Here is a 17,662-nt window from a genome sequence, read left to right on the forward strand (position 1 = left end):
GTCCCCGCCCGGACGACCCCCGTCTGGGCGCGTCCAACGAAAGGAATCCATCATGATCCAGCCCCACACCCTCGCAGCCAGGCTCACCAGCAGAGACCGCAGCCTGCTGCGCGCCATCTGGGACTTCCGTGTCCTCACCTCCCACCAGATCGCCGAGGCGTACTTCGACTCCAGTGACGCAGCCAGGAAGCGCCTGCTCACCCTGGCCCAGATCGGAGCCCTGGAGCGCTTCCAGCCGAACCTGCCGGTCGGCGCCGGCACCGCCCCGTTCCACTACGTCCTCGGCCCGAACGGCGCCACCGTCCTGGCCGCCGAAGACGGCATCGAGCCCGGCCAGCTCGGATACCGACGCGACCGCGTTCTCGCCATCGCCTACAGCTCCCGCCTGGCCCACACAGTCGGCGTCAACGGCGTCGCCACCTCGCTCATCCACGCCGCCCGCCGCGGCCCCTCAGGCCAGCTCACCGCCTGGTGGCCGGAACACCGTTGCACCAAGGTCTGGGGCGACACCGCCCGCCCTGACGCCTACGGCCGCTGGTCGGACGACGACGGCATGCTCGACTTCTTCCTCGAGTACGACACTGGCACCGAACCTCTCGGTCGCGTCGCCGCCAAGCTCGACGACTACGCCCGGCTCACCGAGGCGACCGGCATCGTCACCCCGGTCCTCTTCCTGGTGGCCACCGAACGGCGCGAGGCCAACCTGCGAGAGCGCCTGCTCCAGCAACCGGCGCACATGTTCGTGCCCGTGGCCACCGCCTGCCGTTCGTCCCTGGCCGGTTCCCCCGACGGTGGCCTCGCTGGAGGTCTCTGGCTGCCCACCGACTCGCCCGCCCCGCGTCGGCGACTGGGTGCCCTCGCCCAGACCTGGCCGGACATCGGCCCCAGCCACCAGCCCGCCACCGACGTCCCGCAGGAGGAAGAGGGAACATGCTCGCCGAGCTAGGTCTCGCCAAGATCCTCGCCGCCTGCGGAGGTCTCGCCGGTGGGGTCGCCATGCTGGCCGGCATGTCCGGTGGTGCCCAACTCGCCGTATCCGCGGGCACCGTCAACGCAGGCGGGACGATCTGCGCCTACGCCGGCCCCTCTACTCCGCAAGCCGCTTCCAAAGGCGTGAACCTCTCCGCCTCTCAGACGGCGAACGCCAAGGTCATCCTCGACACCGCCAAGAAGATGGGGCTCCCACAGCGGGCCGCCATCATCGGCATCGCCACCGCGCTGCAGGAATCCGACCTCAAGAACACCGTGATCGGCGACCACGGCCAGGCGTTCGGGCTCTTCCAGCAGCACCCGGCCCACGGGTGGGGCACCAAGAAGCAGGTCACCGATCCCCGATATGCGGCCAGGGCGTTCTTCTCCCGCCTGAAGAAGATCAACGGCTGGCGCGACAAGCCCCTCACGGCCGTCGCTCAGTCCATCCAGCGCTCCGCCTCGCCCGACGCGTACGCCAAGCATGAGCAGCGAGCGGGAACCATCGTGTCGGCTCTCGGCGCCGCGTCGACTGTCAAGAAGGCGGACGCGCGCCTATCGGCAAAGCTCAAGCAGGACATCCACCTGGCCGCGTCTCTGAATCCACCTCGCGCCGACCTGATCTCCGGGATCAAAAAAGAGCCTGCCGTCTGACAAGCAGGAGGCCGAGTCGATCATCCGGCAACTGTGCGAAGAGCTCACGACCAAGCTCGGCAAGATCACCGCTAACGCGAGCAAGGCCGTGCACGCCGCCCTCCGTATGCGTGGCATCCCCTACTCCTGGGGAGGCGGCGGCCCCACCGGCCCGAGCTGCGGCATCGGACGTGGCGCCGGCACCAAGGGCTTCGACTGCTCCGGGCTCACCGAATACGCCTGGGCCCAAGCCGGCTTGCGCATCGGCACTACCACGTACGAGCAGGTGAAGGCAGGCACTCCGGTCGCCAGGGACAAGACCCGAGCCGGTGACCTTGTCTTCTACGAAACCGACGCCTCCCAGGCCGGCCCGGATCACGTTGGCCTGGCAATCAGCAACACCCACATGATCAACGCCCCGTACACGGGAGCCGTCGTCCGGATCGATCCCATCGATCGCCCCGGATGGGCAGGAGCAATCCGGCCCAACCCTGCACCGTCAGGCCACGGACACGTACGCTAGAGGTACCCAATCTCCTACCTGTTCTTGCTCGGACTAGTTAGAGATGGGTCGCCGAGGGCCAGTTCTACGGGCTGGCCCTCGGCATCTGAAGGGAGTGCGCGATGAGTATCGAGTTCATGTGCAAGACCTTCAACCGGCAGATCGAGAAGGAGCACCGCATCAGGGAGCGCGAAGCCGCCGGGCTGCCGCCGGTGGAAGAGAAGATCGACCTGAAGGTCGAACTGCCTGCGGAGATCATCAAGGGCATCGTGTTCAGCGCGATCTGTGGCGACTATTCGCGTTGACAGATGGCCGCTGCCCACGCCCCGAAGAAGGCCCTACAGCAAAGGCGCATCATCGTCATCCAGAAGCGCCTGCAATAGCCGGTATCCAGGAACAACCTGCGTCGGCGTGATACCGACCGTGAAGATCTCAGCATCCTCGAACACCGGCTCACCGTTCGGTCGGCGAGCGTATGCCACCCTGCCGTAGTCGACTCCGTCCGTGGCGTTGAAGCTCATCCAGCTGATCGCTTCCTGCTCACCTTCTCGAAGCGGATGATTCGACACGGCCCTGGTCATGATCGTGCTCGGTGGGGTGAACACCCAGACCTGCGGTACGGCGAACACCCATCGCCGGGCGCCGATCTCCTTCGCCTTGGCCGCGGCCCTGGACTCGAAGGCCGCCGCGGTCTCGTCGTCACGCAGGTAGTCGTAGTCGCTCAGCACCAGTTTGCGATCACCGACCAAGGCGACGATCGCCGGGCAGTTACGGGCGACGATGCTCTGTTCCAGCCGGCCGACCACGTCGAAGAGCAGAGCCGCTGACTCGTCGTTCATTCGCGCTCGCTCTCCTCGCCGCACCGCATCGACACGAGGCGATTGTTTCGCAATCCGGCCGGATGTACGGCTCCCGCACAAGAATCTGCGGGAGCCGTACCCCGATTCAGGCGACCGCGCCGAGGACGGGTCGGTTGAGTACCTTCTCCAAGGTCTGCACGGTGGCCAGGTCGAGATCGTCCACGCCACCGGTGACCATGCGGTGCATGTTCCGTTCGACCCGAACGGCACCTCGGACGCTCTGCTCGTGGTGGGTGTAGGTGTTCACGGCCTGGACGACGCCGAAGGCCGTGCCCTGCCAGGGGGTGACGCGTTCGTCGTCATTCCACAACCGGGACAGAGCGGCGCGCTTGGTCTCCGCCAGGGTGCGGCGGCGTCCGCGTTCGCTCGGCACGGGGACGTGCCGGTCAAGGAAGGCAGTCCACTGCCCGGGCGACACGTCGACCTGGCACAGGTGCCTTACCTCGGCGGCGAAGTCGTCGGCCACCTGGTGGATGATGCCCAGGGCGTCGCGGACCTCGGCGATGCGGGCGAGTGAGTTGCGGGAGTGCTTGATCTTGACCTGCTTGGCGTTCCGTTCGGCCAGGGCTGCCGAGAGGGTGTTGTCGCATCTGATGAGCTGGGCGCCGGTCTGGTAGGTCGAGGAGAGCGAGCCGTCGAGCGAGGTGGCTGCCGACAGGAAAGGCCGGAAGGCGACGCCCTCGGGCGTGGTGCAGGTCTCGGGAACCTCTATCTGGACCCAGGCCACCGCGCCGTCCCTGAGCAGGCCGGCGGATCCTATGGACAGGTCGTCGTCCAGGATCGTCTCGATGTGCCCCACGAGCCAGCGCTTGTATTCGTGGATGCGGAAGCCCTGCTTGAAGACGCCGAGGATGTGGCCGGTGTCGGGGCGGATGATCGCCTTGCGGGTGGGGTCGATGAGGCGGGTGACGCCGTCCTCGGTCAGGTAGGTGGTCTCGATGGAGCCTTCGACGGGTTCCCAGTGGAACAGGCGACGCTTGACGTCTGCGATGGGGATCGGGCCAGGGTAGTGGTTGGGCTCATCTCCCTGCTGGCTGGCCCGGTAGTGCCAGGCGGTGCCGCGCTTGGCGGTGAAGCCGATCAGGGTGTTCTTGTTGAGCCAGGCCAGGGTTTCGCGGGACATGGGGATTCCTCTCTTGACATGCGCGAGCGCCCCGGGGGCCGAAATCGGACCCCGGGGCGCGGATGTGGGGGTCAGGCCTGGTCGCCCTGCCACAGCTGCAGAGCGGTCAGGGCGTCATCTCTGGTGGGTCGGTGGGCGGCGCGGAGGTCGGCCAATGTCCAGGCCACGCGCAGGACGCGCGTCGCCGTGGTCGAGGTGAGTACGCCGCACTGGATCCGTTCGTCGATCAGATCGAGGGCGGCGGAATCCGGCGGGTAGAAGGTGCGGATCTCCGGTCCGGGTACCTCGGCGTTGGTTCGCCAGGGTGTTCCGGTGAGGCGGTGGGCCGCTCGGGCACGGGCCTTGGCCACCCGTTCGGCTACGACGGCGCTCGATTCGCCGTCACCGCTCTTGCCTTGGATCGGTTCGGTCTTGGCGGTGATGTCGATGTGTTCTCGCAGCGCCGCGAGCCGGTGGAGGTAGCGCTGACGGTGCAGTGGGGTGCAGCGGCAGGTGCCGACGCAGGGGCAGGGGTCTGCGGCGAGCAGGAGTTGGAAGCGGGCGGGCAAGCGTGCGATGCCTGTCCAGCCGGCGAGGATGATCTCGCCGGTTTCCAGGGGCAGGCGCAGGCCGTCCAGGATCGAGCGCGGGTATTCGGGGGCCTCGTCCAGGAACAGGACGCCGCCGTGGGCCAGGGAGACGGCGCCGGGGCGAAGGACGTCGTTGACGGCGTGACGCCCGAAGATCGCGGCGGCGGTGTTGGTGTGGTGGGGTGCGCACAGGGGCGGCCGTCGGCCCGTTCTGCGGGTGCCGGTCAGCGCGTGGATCTCGTTGACCCGGCTGAGGGTTTGCCGGTCGAGGGGTGGCAGGATGCCGGGCAGGCGTTCGGCCAGCATGGTGGCCGGTCCGTTACCCAGCAGGAACAGGTGGTGCCCTCCGGCGGCGGTGACTTCCAGTGCGTGGCGCGCGATGCTGTTGCCTCGCACGTCGGCCAGGTCCGGCGGGGGCGGTTCCGCTGTCGCACAGGCCGGGGCGGGCTGGTCACTTCGGAGCCGCTCGACCAGGTCGGCCAGGGTGGCGGCCGGGATGAGCGTGCACTGGTGATGGTGGCCGGTGTCGGCGGGCGGGATGGCCACGGACCGGACGCCGGAGGCGGCCAGCGTATGGAGGGCGCAGGCCATCCCTCGGACGGGCCGGATCGCCCCGTCCAGGCCGAGCTCGCCGAGCAAGGCCGTTCCCTCCAAGCGGTGGACGGGGAGGTGGCCGTCGGCGGCCAGGATGGCCACCGCGATCGCGACGTCCAGGGTGGTGCCGTACTTGGGCGTGTTCAGCGGCAGGGCGGTGACCGTGATGCGCCCATCGGGCCAGGTGAAGCCGCTGTTGATGATCGCGGCGCGGACACGGTCGCGCGTGGTCGCGGTGGCGGTCTCGGGCAGGCCGGTCAGGTCGAAGCCGGGCGGGCCGGGGGACAGGTCGGCTTCGACGCGGACGACGTGCCCGAGCAGGCCGATTACGACGGCGGAGGTGGCGGCGGCGAAGGCCATGGTTGCTCACTCCTGTCCGGGCAGGACGGGCAGAGCCGCACGCGGCTCCCGGTCTACCTGGGCGTCGATCTCCCCGGCCTGACCACCTATGCGCATGCCACGGATCGCCTCTGTCGGAATGCCGTGGCTGAGAGAGCAGTCGATGAGGTGAGCCATGCTGTAGCGGGGATTGACCGCCAGCGCCCGGTCTACGGCGATACGGGCCAGGGTTCCGGCGCCGCCATGATAGGCCGCGAAGGCCAACAGGGACGCCGGGGCGGGCAGGTAAGCGGGTTCGACGCGGCGCATGACTTCGGTCCACAGTTTGATGTGGGCCTGCTCGGTGTAGGTGCCGATCATGGTCCAGGCGGCGTCACGGACGCAGACGGAGGTGAGCAACACCCCCAACCAAGCCACCTCCTCAGGCGAGAGAGGCTGATCTGCGGCGCTGCGGGCGAACGCGTCGTGAACGCGGGCGCGGCCCTCCTCGTACCAGTAGCGGGCGGACGCCTGGTCGATCAGGAGGTTCTCGGCGCGTTCCCTGGCGGCGGCGGTCGCCGCGCGCACGGCCTCACGGTCGGGTCCTTCGACGGGCGCGAGCTGGTCGGCGAAGCTGGCGCGATCGGGCAGCGTGCTCAGCCCGGCCATGACCGCCGTGACAGCGGCCTGGCTGGTGGTGACGTCATAGGGCGTCCCCTCGGGCGGGCAGCAGTCCGGCATCGTGCACGTGTAAGACCAGTAGCGGCCGTCCTCGCACCGCAACATCTCGGTGATCTCGATAGCGGTGGTGGCGCTCGCCTGGCACAGGCCGTCCATGAGCGGGGTCACCAGGTTGCCCGGACCGTAGCCGACCAGGCAGATGCCGGCGATCTGGTCGCGTCGCAGGATGTCCAGGCTGCCGGTGATGATCTCGCCGGCCTCGTCCTGGGTGGCGGGCAGGTCATAGCGCAGGCCGGTGGCCAGCGCGCTGCCGTTGAAGGCGAGGATGACCAGGCTCAGGGCCGGGTGGAAGCCCAGGATGTAGGGCACGATCGCGATGAGGTCGGCGGGTGCGGACAGGCGCACGGTGTTGTCGGTCATGACGGGTCAGCTCCAGGTGAGATGGGGACAGGGCGGGGGACAGTGCGCCGCCCCGGACCACGGGTGTGGACCGGGGCGGCGCGAAGCTTGGGGGAGGGTGCGGCGGGATTAGCAGCGTTCGCTGCGGACGCCGCCACGCGGCCCGAGACTGAGCCGCCGCTCAGGGCAGTCGAGACTGCCGGGTGAGCTGTACAGGAGGATCGAGCAGTCCTCGCCGACGCAAGGCGTGAGCAGTTCGGCCGCGTCGCGGTGGACGTAGGCGAAGCGGGAGCGCTGCCAGTAGCGGTAGCGGTAGCGCTCGATCAGCGCGCTACGCGCGTGGCGGATGGAGGTGAACTCCTCCAGGTCGGCGTCGTCGGAGGGGCTGTAACCGGATCCGCCGAACCACAGGCCGTAGACCGCCATGGTCGGTTCCTTTCTGATCGATCTAGAGCCAGGCGCGGCACAGCCGCTGGTGGCGGGTGGTGGTGGCCGAGTAGTTGTGGTCGGGGATCACGACGTGGCCGTCGTCGCGTACCCAGGCGATCGGGGTGGCGTAGGACCGGACCATGTACACCGTTCGGTCGGCGTCGGCGCGGTAGCGTTCGGCCCACTCGCCGGGCATGCGCCCGGTCTCCTGCGGGGCGTAGCAGACGGCCGACAGCGCCCCGTATTGGAAGGCGGCGTGCTGGACGAGGCGGGCCACCACCTGACGGCGGGACATTCCGGACATGGTCCGTCACTCCTTTCCGCAACTGGGGGAGGGGTGATCGGCGCCGCAGTAGCCGCACACGTCCTCCAGGGCGTACAGCGACAGCGGTTCGGCGAAGCGCTCCCGCCAATCGGCCTGGGTGCGGGTGTCGGCGGCGAAGTGCTCCGCATCGGTGTCGCCGGGCTGCAGCGTGAGCACGTTCAGCACCGCCAGGGCGGCGCTGATCAGCGCGTCTGTCGTCAGCAGGGCGCGGGCGGGTGAGGTGATGTCGGTGCCGGTGAAGATGGTCCGGTTACGGCGTGAGAGCCGGTAGAACCAGCGGAACCGCGCGTCGTCGGTGCGGCCGTACGGCCACAGTTCGAGCAGATGCTGATCGTCGATGGGCCATCCGGCCACCAGGCGGGAGGTGATGTGCCAGCGTGGGGGCAGGGCGATGCCGTCAAGTACGGCCATAGGGGTGTGCTCCTCGCGGTTTGGGGTTGGTCGTGGGCACGGGGTTGTCCGTGCCGTGGCGTAGCTCGCTCAGCAGGCAGGCGTGGAACAGCACGCCGGGGAAGCCTTGGCGGATCTGGTCAAGATCGGTGACCGCGCCGCTCCAGTCGCCGGGCATGCCTGGCCGGGGTGGTAGGAACAGGTGCCGGAACGTGCAGTCGGCCCGGTGCGCCACGGGCGCCAGAGCCGGGCACAGCACCAGGACGACCAGGCTGATGGCAGGGGTGTCCTCCATCGGGAGTTCTCCTTTCGGGCATGGCGAAGGACCGTCCGGGCGGGCCTGCCGTACCGCCCGGACGGAGCTCAACAGGGACGGGTGCCGGGAGACACGCGACATCCCGGAACCGGTGAGGGGGTCAGCGCAGCCGGACCGCCAGCACGCTGACCTGGTAGTACTGCCCGTGGGCCGCCACTCTGGCGGCGGCCCGGTAGCCGGTATTACCGCCGTTGAACGTGCGCGGACCCAGATCGCCGATCACCAGATCAGCGAGCGCGGCGGCCATGTCGTCGGTCGTGGCCTCCACCGTCGCGGTCGGATCGCTCTTGGACCCGGCCAGCACGGCCTGAGCCTGTACCTGATACCGGACGCCGTTCGCCGTGACTTCCCCCGTGGCGAAGAATCCTTTGAAACCCGTGGGAAAGTCCTTGCGGTGCAACTCGGACTTGAGCAGGCATACCAGCGCCTGGCTGATGTCCATGCGGAAACTCCTTGTGCGACCATGGCCGGACCTTGTGTCCAGGCCACGAACAAGAGGCGTGTCAGGTGTCGCACATGGAAGCCGGTAGGCGAACAACTCGCGCCGTTCGGTCCCTCACTTAAATACGGTGGAGCGAAGCACTCAAGCGTCCGGATGTTTCATGATTCTTTGTTGTGACGCTCGGATTTCGCTCTCACTTAAATACGGGTGGCGAGCCCCGCCGACCGTCCGTAGAGTTCAAGATTTCTGTGCCATTATTGAATGGCACAGAAAAGGCCCTCAGGTTGATCCTGAGGGCCTTTGGATTCGGGGGCTCAGTCGCCGGCTACCTGGGTCGCCTGATAGACCATGGCGTCTTTGGCGTCCTCCAAGCGCTCCGAGAGCTCCCGCCATTCAGCGCGTCCCGCGTCACGGACGCGGATCACGTTGCGTCGCGAGCCGTACGTGCCGCCGTGGCAGTCCTGTGCGACGTTGGCCAGGATGCCCGCCCGTCCCAGGTCGTCAGCGGTGGCCGCCACGCTCATCGCCCTGCGGAGCGTCGGGAAGTCGCTGCCGTCTCCGAACGCGGTGCGGAAGATCTCTGAACTGTGCTGCGCGATCCCGAACGCCACCGCCGCACGCGTGACGTTCTCCGCATGAGGCAGCCCCCGCATGAGCTGAACGCCCGGGGTGCCGTCGATCTGCTCGGGCGGAACGTCCACCCGATAGCCGTTCCTGGCGGCGGCATCCCGTACCGCCCACCTGTGCAGCGTGGTCCGCGTGATGGTCATCTCTTCGCCGTCGCGGCGTACGTAGATCCATGCTTCGTTGCCCGGCTTGCTCTCGGGAGCGTGCGCGTATCGGTCGAGGACGTTGCGCAGGCGCTGTGCGAACAGGAGAACGGCGTCCTGCGTGACGTCGTCGGACACGTCATCCGTGCCATAGACGGGGTACCCGTTCTTGACCACGGTCGCGCTCCCGTCCATGCGCTTACGGGACCGCGTTGAGTCGACGGTGCGGCAGTAGCCGCGCGCCAGCTTGCGGATGTCCTGCCAGTCGTCGGACGTCACGCGCGCCATGTCTTCCGGGGTGAGGTTCCCGCCGGGCAGGTTCGCCGGGACGTACTTGCCGAGGCTGGGGTTCGACATGTCTTTCTCCGATCTCCCGCGAAACGCACCTTTGTGCGCTCCTGTTCTTGCTCACCTCCATTTTAAATGAATAGCGGCCCAATTTGAAGCAATATCAGTCGACCGCCTTAAGTGCAAGAATTGAAGGCAAGCCAACCGGACAAGAAAAGCTTAAGGCGACAATAGGAATGACCGTCGGAGGGAATTGACTTCTAATTTGATTTAATGGCGGATAGAGAAAGGGATGCTGTCACCTTCATTCACCGCCTCTACTAATGGGACCCCCATTGCTCACGAGTCGGGGTGGCCATCGGCAGGATGCAAGCGGCTCTGACCTGCACCTCGCAAGTCCCACACCCCTCCCGCTTAAGATGCGGGGCGTTCGGAGGGGTATCCGGAACCCCATCGGCAGGGGTAGCGGTGGCGGCTCGCGGGGATACCCGTGATCTGACAACGCCCCATTCGGCGGCTCGAAGGAGTGCGGCCATGCGGATTCTGGTGTTGGGCGGAACGCGGTTCGTCGGACGCGTGATGGTGGAGCAGGCCATCACCGCAGGCCACCGCGTGACGACCTTGAACCGGGGCCTTACTGGGAGCGACGTCCCAGGTGCCGAGGCAATCCGAGGAGACCGGGAAAACATAAACGACCTCGGCCGACTGGTGACCGGCCGAGAATGGGACTGGGTCATCGACACCAGTGGCTACGTCCCTGCTGTCGTGGGACAGGCGGCCCGATCCCTCGCGGGCCAGGCCGGAGCCTACCTGTTCCTCTCGACAATCTCCGTCTACCCGGGCTGGCCCGAGGAAGCCGTATCGGAAAGCTCCACAACGTACGACTGTGACACAGCGATCGAAGACACCGCAGAAGAAGAGGCAACCTGGTCAGCCGCCCAGTACGGCAGCTACAAGGCCGGCTGCGAGCAAGCGGTGCTGCAGGGCTTCGACGGCGCGGTGACCATCCTGCGGCCCGGTGTGATCCTCGGCCCACAGGAGAACGTCGGGCGGCTCACCTGGTGGCTCAACCGCATCAACCGCGGCGGAGAGATCCTCGCCCCCGGACCACCCGACAGGCCGATTCAACCCATCGACATACGCGATCTTGCGACCTTCGCCTTACACTGCCTGGCGACCACTACCACCGGGGTCTTCAACACCGTCGCTCCACAAGGCCGCACGACTTTCGCCGCCATGTTGTCCGCCTGCGCCGCCGCTGTCGGCGTCAGCTGTGAGCTCGCCTGGGTAAAGGACGAATTCCTGCTTCGGCACGGCGTTCGCCAATGGACGGAACTTCCTCTGTGGCGTACGCACCCCGGCACGTGGCGCGTCGATGCGACCCGAGCGCACGATGCGGGACTGCGCTGCCGCCGCCTGCAAAAGACGGTGCACGATACCTGGGAATGGATGCTGAAAGAAGGTGGCCCACCTGCAAATGCCCGGCAGGATCAACATGGCCTGAGCCCTGAGAAGGAACGACAACTCCTGGTGGAATCGAAACAGTCAGTGACTCGCACTCTCGAGCGGCCAGGGGCATAGCGGAGTTCGCTGCGTTCGAGGCTGCTAAGCGGGATTCCTTGCGACCTGCGCGTAACCAGGCCTGAGATCACAGGCGCGGACGGACATTGACAGGACCCTCGCCGAGGGTTAGATCGAAGTTGCCTGCAACGCCCGCCCATCCGGCGAGGCCGTGCTCGGTATGCGCCGGTCAGCGTGTTCGCCAAGGCTCCCAATGCCTCCATCGAGCAGGTGCGGGAGGCCAGCCGATGGGCAAGCGCTACCTGTTCGACGAACCACTGGAGATCGCCTGCCACGCCGCCGGGCTGCTCGACGGACAGGGCCGGCCCACTGTGTCCGCCCACCGCTTCCGACACAGTCGGCACCCAGCTCGCCGAGGGCGGCGCGCAGATCCAGACCATCATGGCGATCCTCGGCCACCACAGCGCGACGATGTCGGCGACCTACTCCCACATCAGCGACCCCCATGCTCAAGGAGCAGTACGAGAAAGTGATTGCGGTCGGCGGCCATCTGGCAGGCCCGGCCGCCGAGGCCCTGCTGGCCAACCGGTTCAACCAGGACACCCTGGACTGGCTGAAGACCAATTTCTTTAAACTGAGCTCGAATTGGGCCACTGCCTGCGCAGCCCGGCCGAGGGGCCGTGTGAATGCGGCCTCTACCTGCGCTGCTCGAAGTTCTTCACCACCAGCGAGTACGCCCCACGACTACGGGATCGGCTGGTCCGCGAACAGCAACTCATCCAGGACGCCATCGAACGCGGCTGGCCCCGCGAAGCTGAACGCCACACCGCCATTTCCGGCCGCATCTGCGAACTACTCACCGAACTGGACGAACCTATCCAGAACGACGACTCCGAGGGGTACTGACCAAGTATCGCTCGACGCCGCGACAACGCAGCCCCCACTCCCTCCGACCATCAGACTCGACCATATCTTGGCTGTGGTCGGTGCAACCTGGGTCCTATGCGCACCGCGAGGCCAGCGCGGTCAGGAAGGCGCGCGAAGCTTCGTCGGCCGACCGCATGTTCTGCCCGGTGATCAAAGAGCCGTGAACCACAACGTGGGAGGTGAATTCGGCCGCCTCCTCGAACTCAGCACCCAATTCCTCGAGTCGGTCCTGCAACAAGAACGGTACGAGAGCGTCGCGTTCGAGTGCGGCCTCCTCCCGGTTCGTCAGTGCCGTCACCTTCCGACCCTCGACAAGTGGCCGGCCGCTCACCGGATCGACCCCGCACAAGGTTGCGTCCACGGGAGTGGTGTACGAGTTTGACCTGGTCAACAGGCGTGGCGTCGTGAAATGGTGACGGCCATCGCGTGATCCTTCGAAAGCGCAAACCAAGATCGAAGGAGGCACGTGATGGCCGCGGACAACAGTGTGACGCCTGAGCAGTGGCTGGCACAGCAGATCCAGACCGGTGACCCCGACTTGTTGCGATCCATGGTGAAGACCATGGCCGAGACGTTGATGTCGGCCGAGGCCGACAGCTTGTGCGGGGCCGGATACGGCGAGCGTAGCGAGGAGCGGACCAACCGGCGCAACGGTTACCGCACCCGCGAGTGGGACACCCGCGCAGGATCGATCGAGCTGGCCATCCCGAAGCTCAGGTCGGGCTCGTACTTCCCGCACTGGCTGCTGGAGCGGCGGCGGCGGGCCGAGCAGGCGCTGATCAGCGTCGTCGCCACGTCCTATCTGCTCGGGGTGTCGACCCGCCGCGTGGACAAGCTGATCGAGCAGCTCGGCATCAAGCACATCTCCAAAAGCCAGGTATCGCAGATGGCCAAGACGCTGGACGTCCAGGTCGAAGCGTTCCGTACCCGGGCGTTGGACGCCGGCCCGTACACCTTCGTCTGGCTGGACGCCCTGACCCAGAAGGTGCGCGAGGGCGGGCGGATCATCAACGTGCACGTCCTGGTCGCCACCGGCGTGAACGCCGACGGCCGGCGCGAGATCCTCGGCCTGGAGGTCACCTCGGCCGAGGACGGCGCCGGCTGGCTGGCGTTCCTGCGCAATCTGGTGGCGCGGGGCTTGTCCGGGGTGCAACTGGTCATCTCCGACTGCCACGCCGGGCTGGTGGCCGCGATCGGCGCGACCCTGGCCGGCGCGTCCTGGCAGCGGTGCCGCAGCCACTACCTGCGCAACCTGCTGACGTGCGTGAACAAGTCCGCGCAGCCGTTCGTGGCCACCCTGGTGCGCACCATCTTCGACCAGCCTGAGGCCGCTTCGGTGCGCGCTCAGCACGCCTGGGTGGTGCAAACCTTGGAGGCCAAGCACCCGGCCGCCGCCGAGCATCTGGAGCTCGCCCGCGAGGACCTGATCGCCTTCGCCGCCTTCCCGCGGGAGATCTGGCCGCAGATCTGGTCCAACAATCCGCAGGAACGGCTGAACAAGGAGATCCGCCGCCGCACTGACGTGGTCGGCATCTTCCCCGACCGGCTCTCGATCATCCGGCTGGTCGGCGCCGTGCTGGCCGAGCAGACCGACGAATGGGTCGAGGCCCGCCGCTACATGGGGCTGGACATCCTGGCCAAGGCCCGCATCCGAGTCGTGCCCGGCGACACACCAGCCCAGAACCCGCTCCCGCAGACACTTACCGCTTAACCTGCAGAAACAGGATCACGCGAAGATCGATTCATACACCACGTCTGTGGACGTGACCCCCGCACAATGCGGCAACACCGTGGCACACCGCGGCGACAGGCTTGCCCGCGTTCAGCGCCGCGGCGATGAGACCACCGATCACGGGGTCGTCGGGGAAGTCCCACATCCCGCCATGGCCACCTACGAAGAAGAGGCCGTCGTAGTCAGTCGTTGCCACCTGCCGCAAGGCCAGCGATGCACGCAGTAGCGCTCGCGCGTCGGCATCCTCGTTCAACCTCCGCAAGGCCACCGTCTCGACGCCCTCGCCGAAGCTCAAGGGATCGACCGGCGGGTCGCCACCAAGCGGGGATGCGACGACAACTTCGACGCCAGCCTGCTTCAGCGCGTAGTACGGCGACGCGAACGTCTGCAACCCCACGCCCGTTGCCTGCCCTGTCGATCCCAGGTGCCCGTGGGACGTCAGGATGACGAGACCTTGTGACACCTGATGATCTCCTTTCTGAACTGCAAGAACACGAATACCAGTCGGTCGAGCGTTACATGAGAGCGTCTCAGCCTTGGGCTTGATGATAACGAATCTGCAACGTGTCCAGATAAGGTTCAGATGGGTCCAGAACAGGGCCGAAAGGGCGCGCCGATCGGCATCGGCGGGCTTCTCGGCCCACGCCTGTTCGGCCAGGACGTATCCGCCGCCCGCGCTGCGATGACCTCGGTCAAGGACATGCACCGCGCCACCACCTTCGAGGCCACCAACTCCCACTCGATCAGCCGCACCGAGTTCGCCCGGATGGCCCAGATCGCCGATGAGTGCCTCACGAAGGTCGCCAGCCTCGACAAGGTCGGCCCGCAGGTGGTCCGGACGGAGAACACCAGCTGCTGGCGCAGATGATCGCTGATCTAGAAGCCCGGCTCACCGAGCCAGCGGCGGGTTGACCTCCGGCGAGCAGCTGGTGACTTTGATGACCGGTGGATGAGGGCTTTGCCTCGACGTCTTCAACGACCGCTACGTTACTTTTGGCTGTTGTGATCGGTGCTGTGGTGATCGACGTGGATGACACGCTATGCCTCACCGAGGCGGTGTGTTTCGAGCTGGAGAACGAGGTGCTGAGCCGGCTCGGCCGCCGGCCGATGTCGCGGGCCGTCCATCTGTCGACCTGGGGCATGCCCTTGCTCGATGCCATGCGTGAGCGCTCCCCCGGTCTGGATCCGGCGGCCTTCACGGCCGCCTACCGGCTCGTGCTTCGCGACTACGTCCGCGCCGGTCGGCTGGACGTCATCGCGGAGGAGAACCTCGCGGCGCTCGACGTCCTGCTGGCGGAGGGACGTCGCCTCATGCTGCTGACCTCGCGTACCGAAGAGGAGATGGAGCATCTCCTCGCCCCGGAACACGCGCTCGCGGGTCGGCTCACCGCGGCCTATCACGCGGGAAACACGCTTTTCCGCAAACCGGACCCCCGCGCTTTTGACGTGCTGCTCGCCGATACCGGGCTACGGCCGGACGAATGCGTGTACGTGGGTGACTCCCCTGGCGACGCGCAAGCGGCCAACGGCGCCGGTCTGCCCTTCATCGCCTGCATGCAAAGCGGCATCCGCCAAGCTCACGACTTCGCCGACCATCGGGTCGACGCGTTCATCGACACCTTCCCCGACCTGGTCGGCGCCGTGGCGAGCCTGGAAGCGGCGCTGCACCGGCCGTGATCCCGCACGCGCCCCGGGGGGACACCCGTGCGGCGGGTCAAGGTCCTGCGGCCGGCCGGGGTCCTGCGGCGCGGCGCAGCCGGTTGGCGATCGCGGCTCCCAGCCCCTGTTCCGGCGGCAGGGACGCGACGATGAGGTCGCAGCCTCGCTGGTCGAGCTCGCGCAAGAATCCGTACAGCTCGCGCGCGTAGGCGGCCGTCGACGCGGGCAGCGCCACCACGGCGTGCGCCTTGACCGGGGCGTCGGTGAGTGCGGGAGGAAGCAGGACGCCCACCTGATGCCCCAGTCCCTGCGCGAGCTCCGCCTCGGCGACGACCTGCTCGGGCTCGACCAGGACGACCCGGGCTCGGGGGGCGTAGTGCGAGGGATGCTGTCCGGGCACCCGGATCGGGCTCGCCGCGGGGACCGCGAGTGGGCGCCCCAGCGCCGCTTCGAGGTCTTCACGCGTCACCCCGCCGGGCCGCAGGATGCTCAGAGTCTCGCCCGTGGCGTCGATGATGGTCGACTCGACGCCCACCTGGCACGGGCCGCCGTCCAGTACGACGTCCACGGCGTCACCGAGCTCGGCGCGTACGTGCGCGGCGGTGGTCGGGCTGACCGAGCCGAAGCGGTTGGCCGAGGGGGCCGCGATGCCGCCGCCGAAGGCCGCCAGCAGCGCGAGCGCGACTGGATGGGCCGGCACGCGCACGGCCACCGTCTCCAGGCCGCCGGTCGTCTCCAGCGGTACCTGGCGGCCGCGCCGCAGCACCAGTGTCAGCGGCCCCGGCCAGAAGCGTTCGGCCAGCAGCCGCGCGGTAGCGGGCACGTCCTCGGCCCAGTCGCCCAGTTGCTGCGCGTCGCCGAGGTGCACGATCAGCGGATGGGTGGGCGGGCGCCCCTTGGCCTGGAAGACGCGGGCGACGGCGGCGCCGTCGGCGGCGTTGGCGCCCAGGCCGTAGACGGTCTCGGTCGGGAAGGCCACCAGGCCTCCACCGCGCAGCACCCCCGCCGCCCTGTCGATGGCCGCCCTGTCGGTGTCACCAGGTCTTGCCGTCACCCTCGCAAACCCTTCCGTCGTCGCCTGCCGCACCTTCGGCGCACGATGGCGAACCGGCGCCCCCGGCCGCGGGCAGAGCCGTGGTCCTGCCCGGCGGGCGGTTCGGGGCCGCTACCACGGCAAGGCAGGCTGCCCGGGTGCGGGGTTCCATCGTATTTAGCCGGCGGCTCCGCTCAGGCCATGCGCGGCGACCAGCCGGGCGCTGCCGTCGGCCAGCCGATACGACAGGCCCACCACCGCCACGCGGCCGTCGGCCACCCGCTCGGCCAGCACGCGAGAGCGCTCCAGCAGCAGCTCGACGCTGTGCCGGATGTGTTCGTGCAGGATCTGCTCGCCCTGATCGTGTCCGGCGGCGCGGGCGGCCAGCACGCTCGGCATCACCCGCTCGACGACGTCACGGACGAACCCGGCCGGGGTGCTGCCACCGTCGGCGGCGGCACAGGCCGCGGCGATGGCGCCGCACGAGTCATGACCCAGGACCACGACCAGCGGGCAGCCAAGCACGCTCACCCCGTACTCGATGCTGCCCAGCACCTCGGTGCCGGCCACGTGCCCGGCCGTGCGGACCACGAACAGGTCACCCAGCCCCCGGTCGAAGATGATCTCGGCGGCCAGCCGCGAATCGGAGCAGCCGAACAGTACCGCGAACGGGCTCTGCGCAGGCACGGTCTCGGCGCGGCGTGCAGCGTCCTGGTTGGGATGCTCCGGCGCACCGGCGATGAACCGCTGGTTACCCTCCAGCAGCATCGCCAAGGCGTCATCGGGCGTCAGTGTCCGCATCTCGGTCATGACCGCAGGCTAGTGGGTGTCAGGCCGCGGCTTCCGCATCGGATGGCCGTCTTCGGCCAGGCCGGCAGCCGGTCGTCGCGTCGGTCCCGTCGCGGGAAGCCTTTGGCGATGACGGCCATGGTCAGCGGCCTCCCCGGCATACGGGTTTGGAGCAGGGGCAGGCCGAGCATCGCACCCATGATCGTGCCGGGCGCCTCGACGAGCGTGATCAGGACGTGGGTCGCCGTGCGGGCCGTGCAGGGCGGTGCCGGCGTCGGGCCGTACGGCCCGGTCAGCCGTCGTGTCGCTGCTGGTCCGGGCCGCGGTCCAGCCTGTGGCCTTCGGCGCGGGGGCGCTCCTCGGGGCCGGAGTTGGGGGCGGGCTGGCCGGCGA

General features: G+C 67.9%; 23 protein-coding genes. 9 read left to right on the forward strand and 14 right to left on the reverse strand.

What is annotated here, in order from left to right; genetic code table 11:
- The first annotated feature begins 52 nt into the window (after positions 1 to 52).
- The 4 genes from HII36_RS44200 (at position 53) to HII36_RS44215 (ending at position 2,409) form a co-directional block, all read left to right on the forward strand.
- Positions 53 to 946 carry a replication-relaxation family protein gene (locus tag HII36_RS44200; protein WP_173529344.1) on the forward strand — a complete coding sequence of 298 codons (894 nt, stop codon included), beginning with the start codon at positions 53 to 55 and terminating at the stop codon, positions 944 to 946.
- The gene (locus tag HII36_RS44205) at positions 931 to 1,623 is read left to right on the forward strand and encodes a hypothetical protein (protein WP_173529345.1); all 693 of its coding nucleotides are present in this window, start codon (positions 931 to 933) and stop codon (positions 1,621 to 1,623) included. Before HII36_RS44200 ends, HII36_RS44205 begins: the two co-directional genes overlap by 16 nt.
- A 106-nt stretch (positions 1,624 to 1,729) precedes the next feature.
- Positions 1,730 to 2,125 (forward strand): NlpC/P60 family protein, encoded by a 396-nt coding sequence (locus tag HII36_RS44210; protein ID WP_236004575.1) that lies wholly within the window; start codon positions 1,730 to 1,732, stop codon positions 2,123 to 2,125.
- 101 nt (positions 2,126 to 2,226) lie between these two features.
- A complete protein-coding gene (locus HII36_RS44215; protein ID WP_173529347.1) occupies positions 2,227 to 2,409 on the forward strand; it encodes a hypothetical protein in 183 nt (60 codons plus the stop codon).
- Positions 2,410 to 2,442: 33 nt separating this feature from the next.
- Here HII36_RS44215 and HII36_RS44220 read toward each other — a convergent pair whose 3' ends face one another.
- The 10 genes from HII36_RS44220 to HII36_RS44265 form a co-directional block, all read right to left on the reverse strand.
- On the reverse strand, positions 2,443 to 2,943 hold the full coding sequence (locus tag HII36_RS44220) for a hypothetical protein (RefSeq protein WP_173529348.1): 501 nt from the start codon (positions 2,941 to 2,943) through the stop codon (positions 2,443 to 2,445).
- A 106-nt stretch (positions 2,944 to 3,049) separates the two neighbouring features.
- Positions 3,050 to 4,087, reverse strand: a complete 1,038-nt coding sequence (locus tag HII36_RS44225) for a DUF932 domain-containing protein (RefSeq protein WP_173529349.1) — start codon at positions 4,085 to 4,087, stop codon at positions 3,050 to 3,052.
- A gap of 71 nt (positions 4,088 to 4,158) precedes the next feature.
- The gene (locus HII36_RS44230) at positions 4,159 to 5,610 is read right to left on the reverse strand and encodes a YifB family Mg chelatase-like AAA ATPase (RefSeq protein WP_173529350.1); all 1,452 of its coding nucleotides are present in this window, start codon (positions 5,608 to 5,610) and stop codon (positions 4,159 to 4,161) included.
- A gap of 6 nt (positions 5,611 to 5,616) precedes the next feature.
- A complete protein-coding gene (locus HII36_RS44235) occupies positions 5,617 to 6,669 on the reverse strand; it encodes a DUF4192 domain-containing protein (RefSeq protein WP_173529351.1) in 1,053 nt (350 codons plus the stop codon).
- A 108-nt stretch (positions 6,670 to 6,777) separates the two neighbouring features.
- Entirely contained in the window at positions 6,778 to 7,074 is a 297-nt protein-coding gene (locus HII36_RS44240; protein ID WP_173529352.1) for a hypothetical protein, read from the reverse strand.
- Between the two features lie 22 nt (positions 7,075 to 7,096).
- Positions 7,097 to 7,381 carry a hypothetical protein gene (locus tag HII36_RS44245; RefSeq protein ID WP_173529353.1) on the reverse strand — a complete coding sequence of 95 codons (285 nt, stop codon included), beginning with the start codon at positions 7,379 to 7,381 and terminating at the stop codon, positions 7,097 to 7,099.
- Between the two features lie 6 nt (positions 7,382 to 7,387).
- Positions 7,388 to 7,813 carry a hypothetical protein gene (locus HII36_RS44250; protein ID WP_173529354.1) on the reverse strand — a complete coding sequence of 142 codons (426 nt, stop codon included), beginning with the start codon at positions 7,811 to 7,813 and terminating at the stop codon, positions 7,388 to 7,390.
- A complete protein-coding gene (locus tag HII36_RS44255) occupies positions 7,800 to 8,087 on the reverse strand; it encodes a hypothetical protein (RefSeq protein WP_173529355.1) in 288 nt (95 codons plus the stop codon). Before HII36_RS44255 ends, HII36_RS44250 begins: the two co-directional genes overlap by 14 nt.
- A gap of 121 nt (positions 8,088 to 8,208) precedes the next feature.
- Positions 8,209 to 8,550, reverse strand: coding sequence for a hypothetical protein (locus HII36_RS44260; RefSeq protein WP_173529356.1), 342 nt, complete (start codon positions 8,548 to 8,550; stop codon positions 8,209 to 8,211).
- 314 nt (positions 8,551 to 8,864) lie between these two features.
- Positions 8,865 to 9,677, reverse strand: coding sequence for a hypothetical protein (locus HII36_RS44265; protein WP_173529357.1), 813 nt, complete (start codon positions 9,675 to 9,677; stop codon positions 8,865 to 8,867).
- A 465-nt stretch (positions 9,678 to 10,142) separates the two neighbouring features.
- Here HII36_RS44265 and HII36_RS44270 point away from each other — a divergent pair, with 465 nt between their 5' ends.
- Positions 10,143 to 11,189, forward strand: coding sequence for an NAD-dependent epimerase/dehydratase family protein (locus tag HII36_RS44270; RefSeq protein WP_173529358.1), 1,047 nt, complete (start codon positions 10,143 to 10,145; stop codon positions 11,187 to 11,189).
- Between the two features lie 585 nt (positions 11,190 to 11,774).
- Positions 11,775 to 12,035 carry a hypothetical protein gene (locus HII36_RS44275; protein WP_173529359.1) on the forward strand — a complete coding sequence of 87 codons (261 nt, stop codon included), beginning with the start codon at positions 11,775 to 11,777 and terminating at the stop codon, positions 12,033 to 12,035.
- A 94-nt stretch (positions 12,036 to 12,129) separates the two neighbouring features.
- On the opposite strand, the gene HII36_RS44280 is transcribed toward HII36_RS44275, so the two are convergent.
- Positions 12,130 to 12,417, reverse strand: coding sequence for a type 1 glutamine amidotransferase family protein (locus HII36_RS44280; protein WP_173529360.1), 288 nt, complete (start codon positions 12,415 to 12,417; stop codon positions 12,130 to 12,132).
- Positions 12,418 to 12,525: 108 nt separating this feature from the next.
- Between HII36_RS44280 and HII36_RS44285 the strand changes: the two genes are divergently transcribed.
- On the forward strand, positions 12,526 to 13,767 hold the full coding sequence (locus tag HII36_RS44285; RefSeq protein ID WP_173529361.1) for an IS256 family transposase: 1,242 nt from the start codon (positions 12,526 to 12,528) through the stop codon (positions 13,765 to 13,767).
- A gap of 31 nt (positions 13,768 to 13,798) precedes the next feature.
- Here the strand turns inward: HII36_RS44285 and HII36_RS44290 are convergent, their stop codons facing one another.
- Positions 13,799 to 14,251 (reverse strand): DJ-1/PfpI family protein, encoded by a 453-nt coding sequence (locus tag HII36_RS44290; RefSeq protein ID WP_173529362.1) that lies wholly within the window; start codon positions 14,249 to 14,251, stop codon positions 13,799 to 13,801.
- Positions 14,252 to 14,371: 120 nt separating this feature from the next.
- On the opposite strand from HII36_RS44290, the gene HII36_RS44295 reads away from it, so the two are divergent.
- Together HII36_RS44295 and HII36_RS44300 are read left to right on the forward strand one after the other, a co-directional pair.
- Positions 14,372 to 14,656 (forward strand): hypothetical protein, encoded by a 285-nt coding sequence (locus tag HII36_RS44295; RefSeq protein WP_173529363.1) that lies wholly within the window; start codon positions 14,372 to 14,374, stop codon positions 14,654 to 14,656.
- Between the two features lie 146 nt (positions 14,657 to 14,802).
- The gene (locus HII36_RS44300; protein WP_173529364.1) at positions 14,803 to 15,465 is read left to right on the forward strand and encodes an HAD family hydrolase; all 663 of its coding nucleotides are present in this window, start codon (positions 14,803 to 14,805) and stop codon (positions 15,463 to 15,465) included.
- Between the two features lie 37 nt (positions 15,466 to 15,502).
- Here the strand turns inward: HII36_RS44300 and HII36_RS44305 are convergent, their stop codons facing one another.
- The gene (locus HII36_RS44305) at positions 15,503 to 16,501 is read right to left on the reverse strand and encodes an L-threonylcarbamoyladenylate synthase (RefSeq protein WP_173529365.1); all 999 of its coding nucleotides are present in this window, start codon (positions 16,499 to 16,501) and stop codon (positions 15,503 to 15,505) included.
- 156 nt (positions 16,502 to 16,657) lie between these two features.
- Positions 16,658 to 17,290 carry a carbonic anhydrase gene (locus HII36_RS44310; RefSeq protein ID WP_173529366.1) on the reverse strand — a complete coding sequence of 211 codons (633 nt, stop codon included), beginning with the start codon at positions 17,288 to 17,290 and terminating at the stop codon, positions 16,658 to 16,660.
- Positions 17,291 to 17,662: the final 372 nt, after the last annotated feature.

Origin of the sequence: Nonomuraea antri (assembly GCF_013283785.1) — a bacterium.
In the GTDB taxonomy this organism is placed as follows: domain Bacteria; phylum Actinomycetota; class Actinomycetes; order Streptosporangiales; family Streptosporangiaceae; genus Nonomuraea; species Nonomuraea antri.

What these genes read in the sequence shown, in the direction of transcription:
- HII36_RS44200 (WP_173529344.1), top strand. Translation starts at nt 53, where the DNA reads ATGATCCAGCCCCACACCCTCGCAGCCAGGCTCACCAGCAGAGACCGC.
- HII36_RS44205 (WP_173529345.1), top strand. Translation starts at nt 931, where the DNA reads ATGCTCGCCGAGCTAGGTCTCGCCAAGATCCTCGCCGCCTGCGGAGGT.
- HII36_RS44210 (WP_236004575.1), top strand. Translation starts at nt 1,730, where the DNA reads ATGCGTGGCATCCCCTACTCCTGGGGAGGCGGCGGCCCCACCGGCCCG.
- HII36_RS44215 (WP_173529347.1), top strand. Translation starts at nt 2,227, where the DNA reads ATGAGTATCGAGTTCATGTGCAAGACCTTCAACCGGCAGATCGAGAAG.
- HII36_RS44220 (WP_173529348.1), bottom strand. Translation starts at nt 2,943, where the DNA reads ATGAACGACGAGTCAGCGGCTCTGCTCTTCGACGTGGTCGGCCGGCTG.
- HII36_RS44225 (WP_173529349.1), bottom strand. Translation starts at nt 4,087, where the DNA reads ATGTCCCGCGAAACCCTGGCCTGGCTCAACAAGAACACCCTGATCGGC.
- HII36_RS44230 (WP_173529350.1), bottom strand. Translation starts at nt 5,610, where the DNA reads ATGGCCTTCGCCGCCGCCACCTCCGCCGTCGTAATCGGCCTGCTCGGG.
- HII36_RS44235 (WP_173529351.1), bottom strand. Translation starts at nt 6,669, where the DNA reads ATGACCGACAACACCGTGCGCCTGTCCGCACCCGCCGACCTCATCGCG.
- HII36_RS44240 (WP_173529352.1), bottom strand. Translation starts at nt 7,074, where the DNA reads ATGGCGGTCTACGGCCTGTGGTTCGGCGGATCCGGTTACAGCCCCTCC.
- HII36_RS44245 (WP_173529353.1), bottom strand. Translation starts at nt 7,381, where the DNA reads ATGTCCGGAATGTCCCGCCGTCAGGTGGTGGCCCGCCTCGTCCAGCAC.
- HII36_RS44250 (WP_173529354.1), bottom strand. Translation starts at nt 7,813, where the DNA reads ATGGCCGTACTTGACGGCATCGCCCTGCCCCCACGCTGGCACATCACC.
- HII36_RS44255 (WP_173529355.1), bottom strand. Translation starts at nt 8,087, where the DNA reads ATGGAGGACACCCCTGCCATCAGCCTGGTCGTCCTGGTGCTGTGCCCG.
- HII36_RS44260 (WP_173529356.1), bottom strand. Translation starts at nt 8,550, where the DNA reads ATGGACATCAGCCAGGCGCTGGTATGCCTGCTCAAGTCCGAGTTGCAC.
- HII36_RS44265 (WP_173529357.1), bottom strand. Translation starts at nt 9,677, where the DNA reads ATGTCGAACCCCAGCCTCGGCAAGTACGTCCCGGCGAACCTGCCCGGC.
- HII36_RS44270 (WP_173529358.1), top strand. Translation starts at nt 10,143, where the DNA reads ATGCGGATTCTGGTGTTGGGCGGAACGCGGTTCGTCGGACGCGTGATG.
- HII36_RS44285 (WP_173529361.1), top strand. Translation starts at nt 12,526, where the DNA reads ATGGCCGCGGACAACAGTGTGACGCCTGAGCAGTGGCTGGCACAGCAG.
- HII36_RS44295 (WP_173529363.1), top strand. Translation starts at nt 14,372, where the DNA reads ATGGGTCCAGAACAGGGCCGAAAGGGCGCGCCGATCGGCATCGGCGGG.
- HII36_RS44310 (WP_173529366.1), bottom strand. Translation starts at nt 17,290, where the DNA reads ATGACCGAGATGCGGACACTGACGCCCGATGACGCCTTGGCGATGCTG.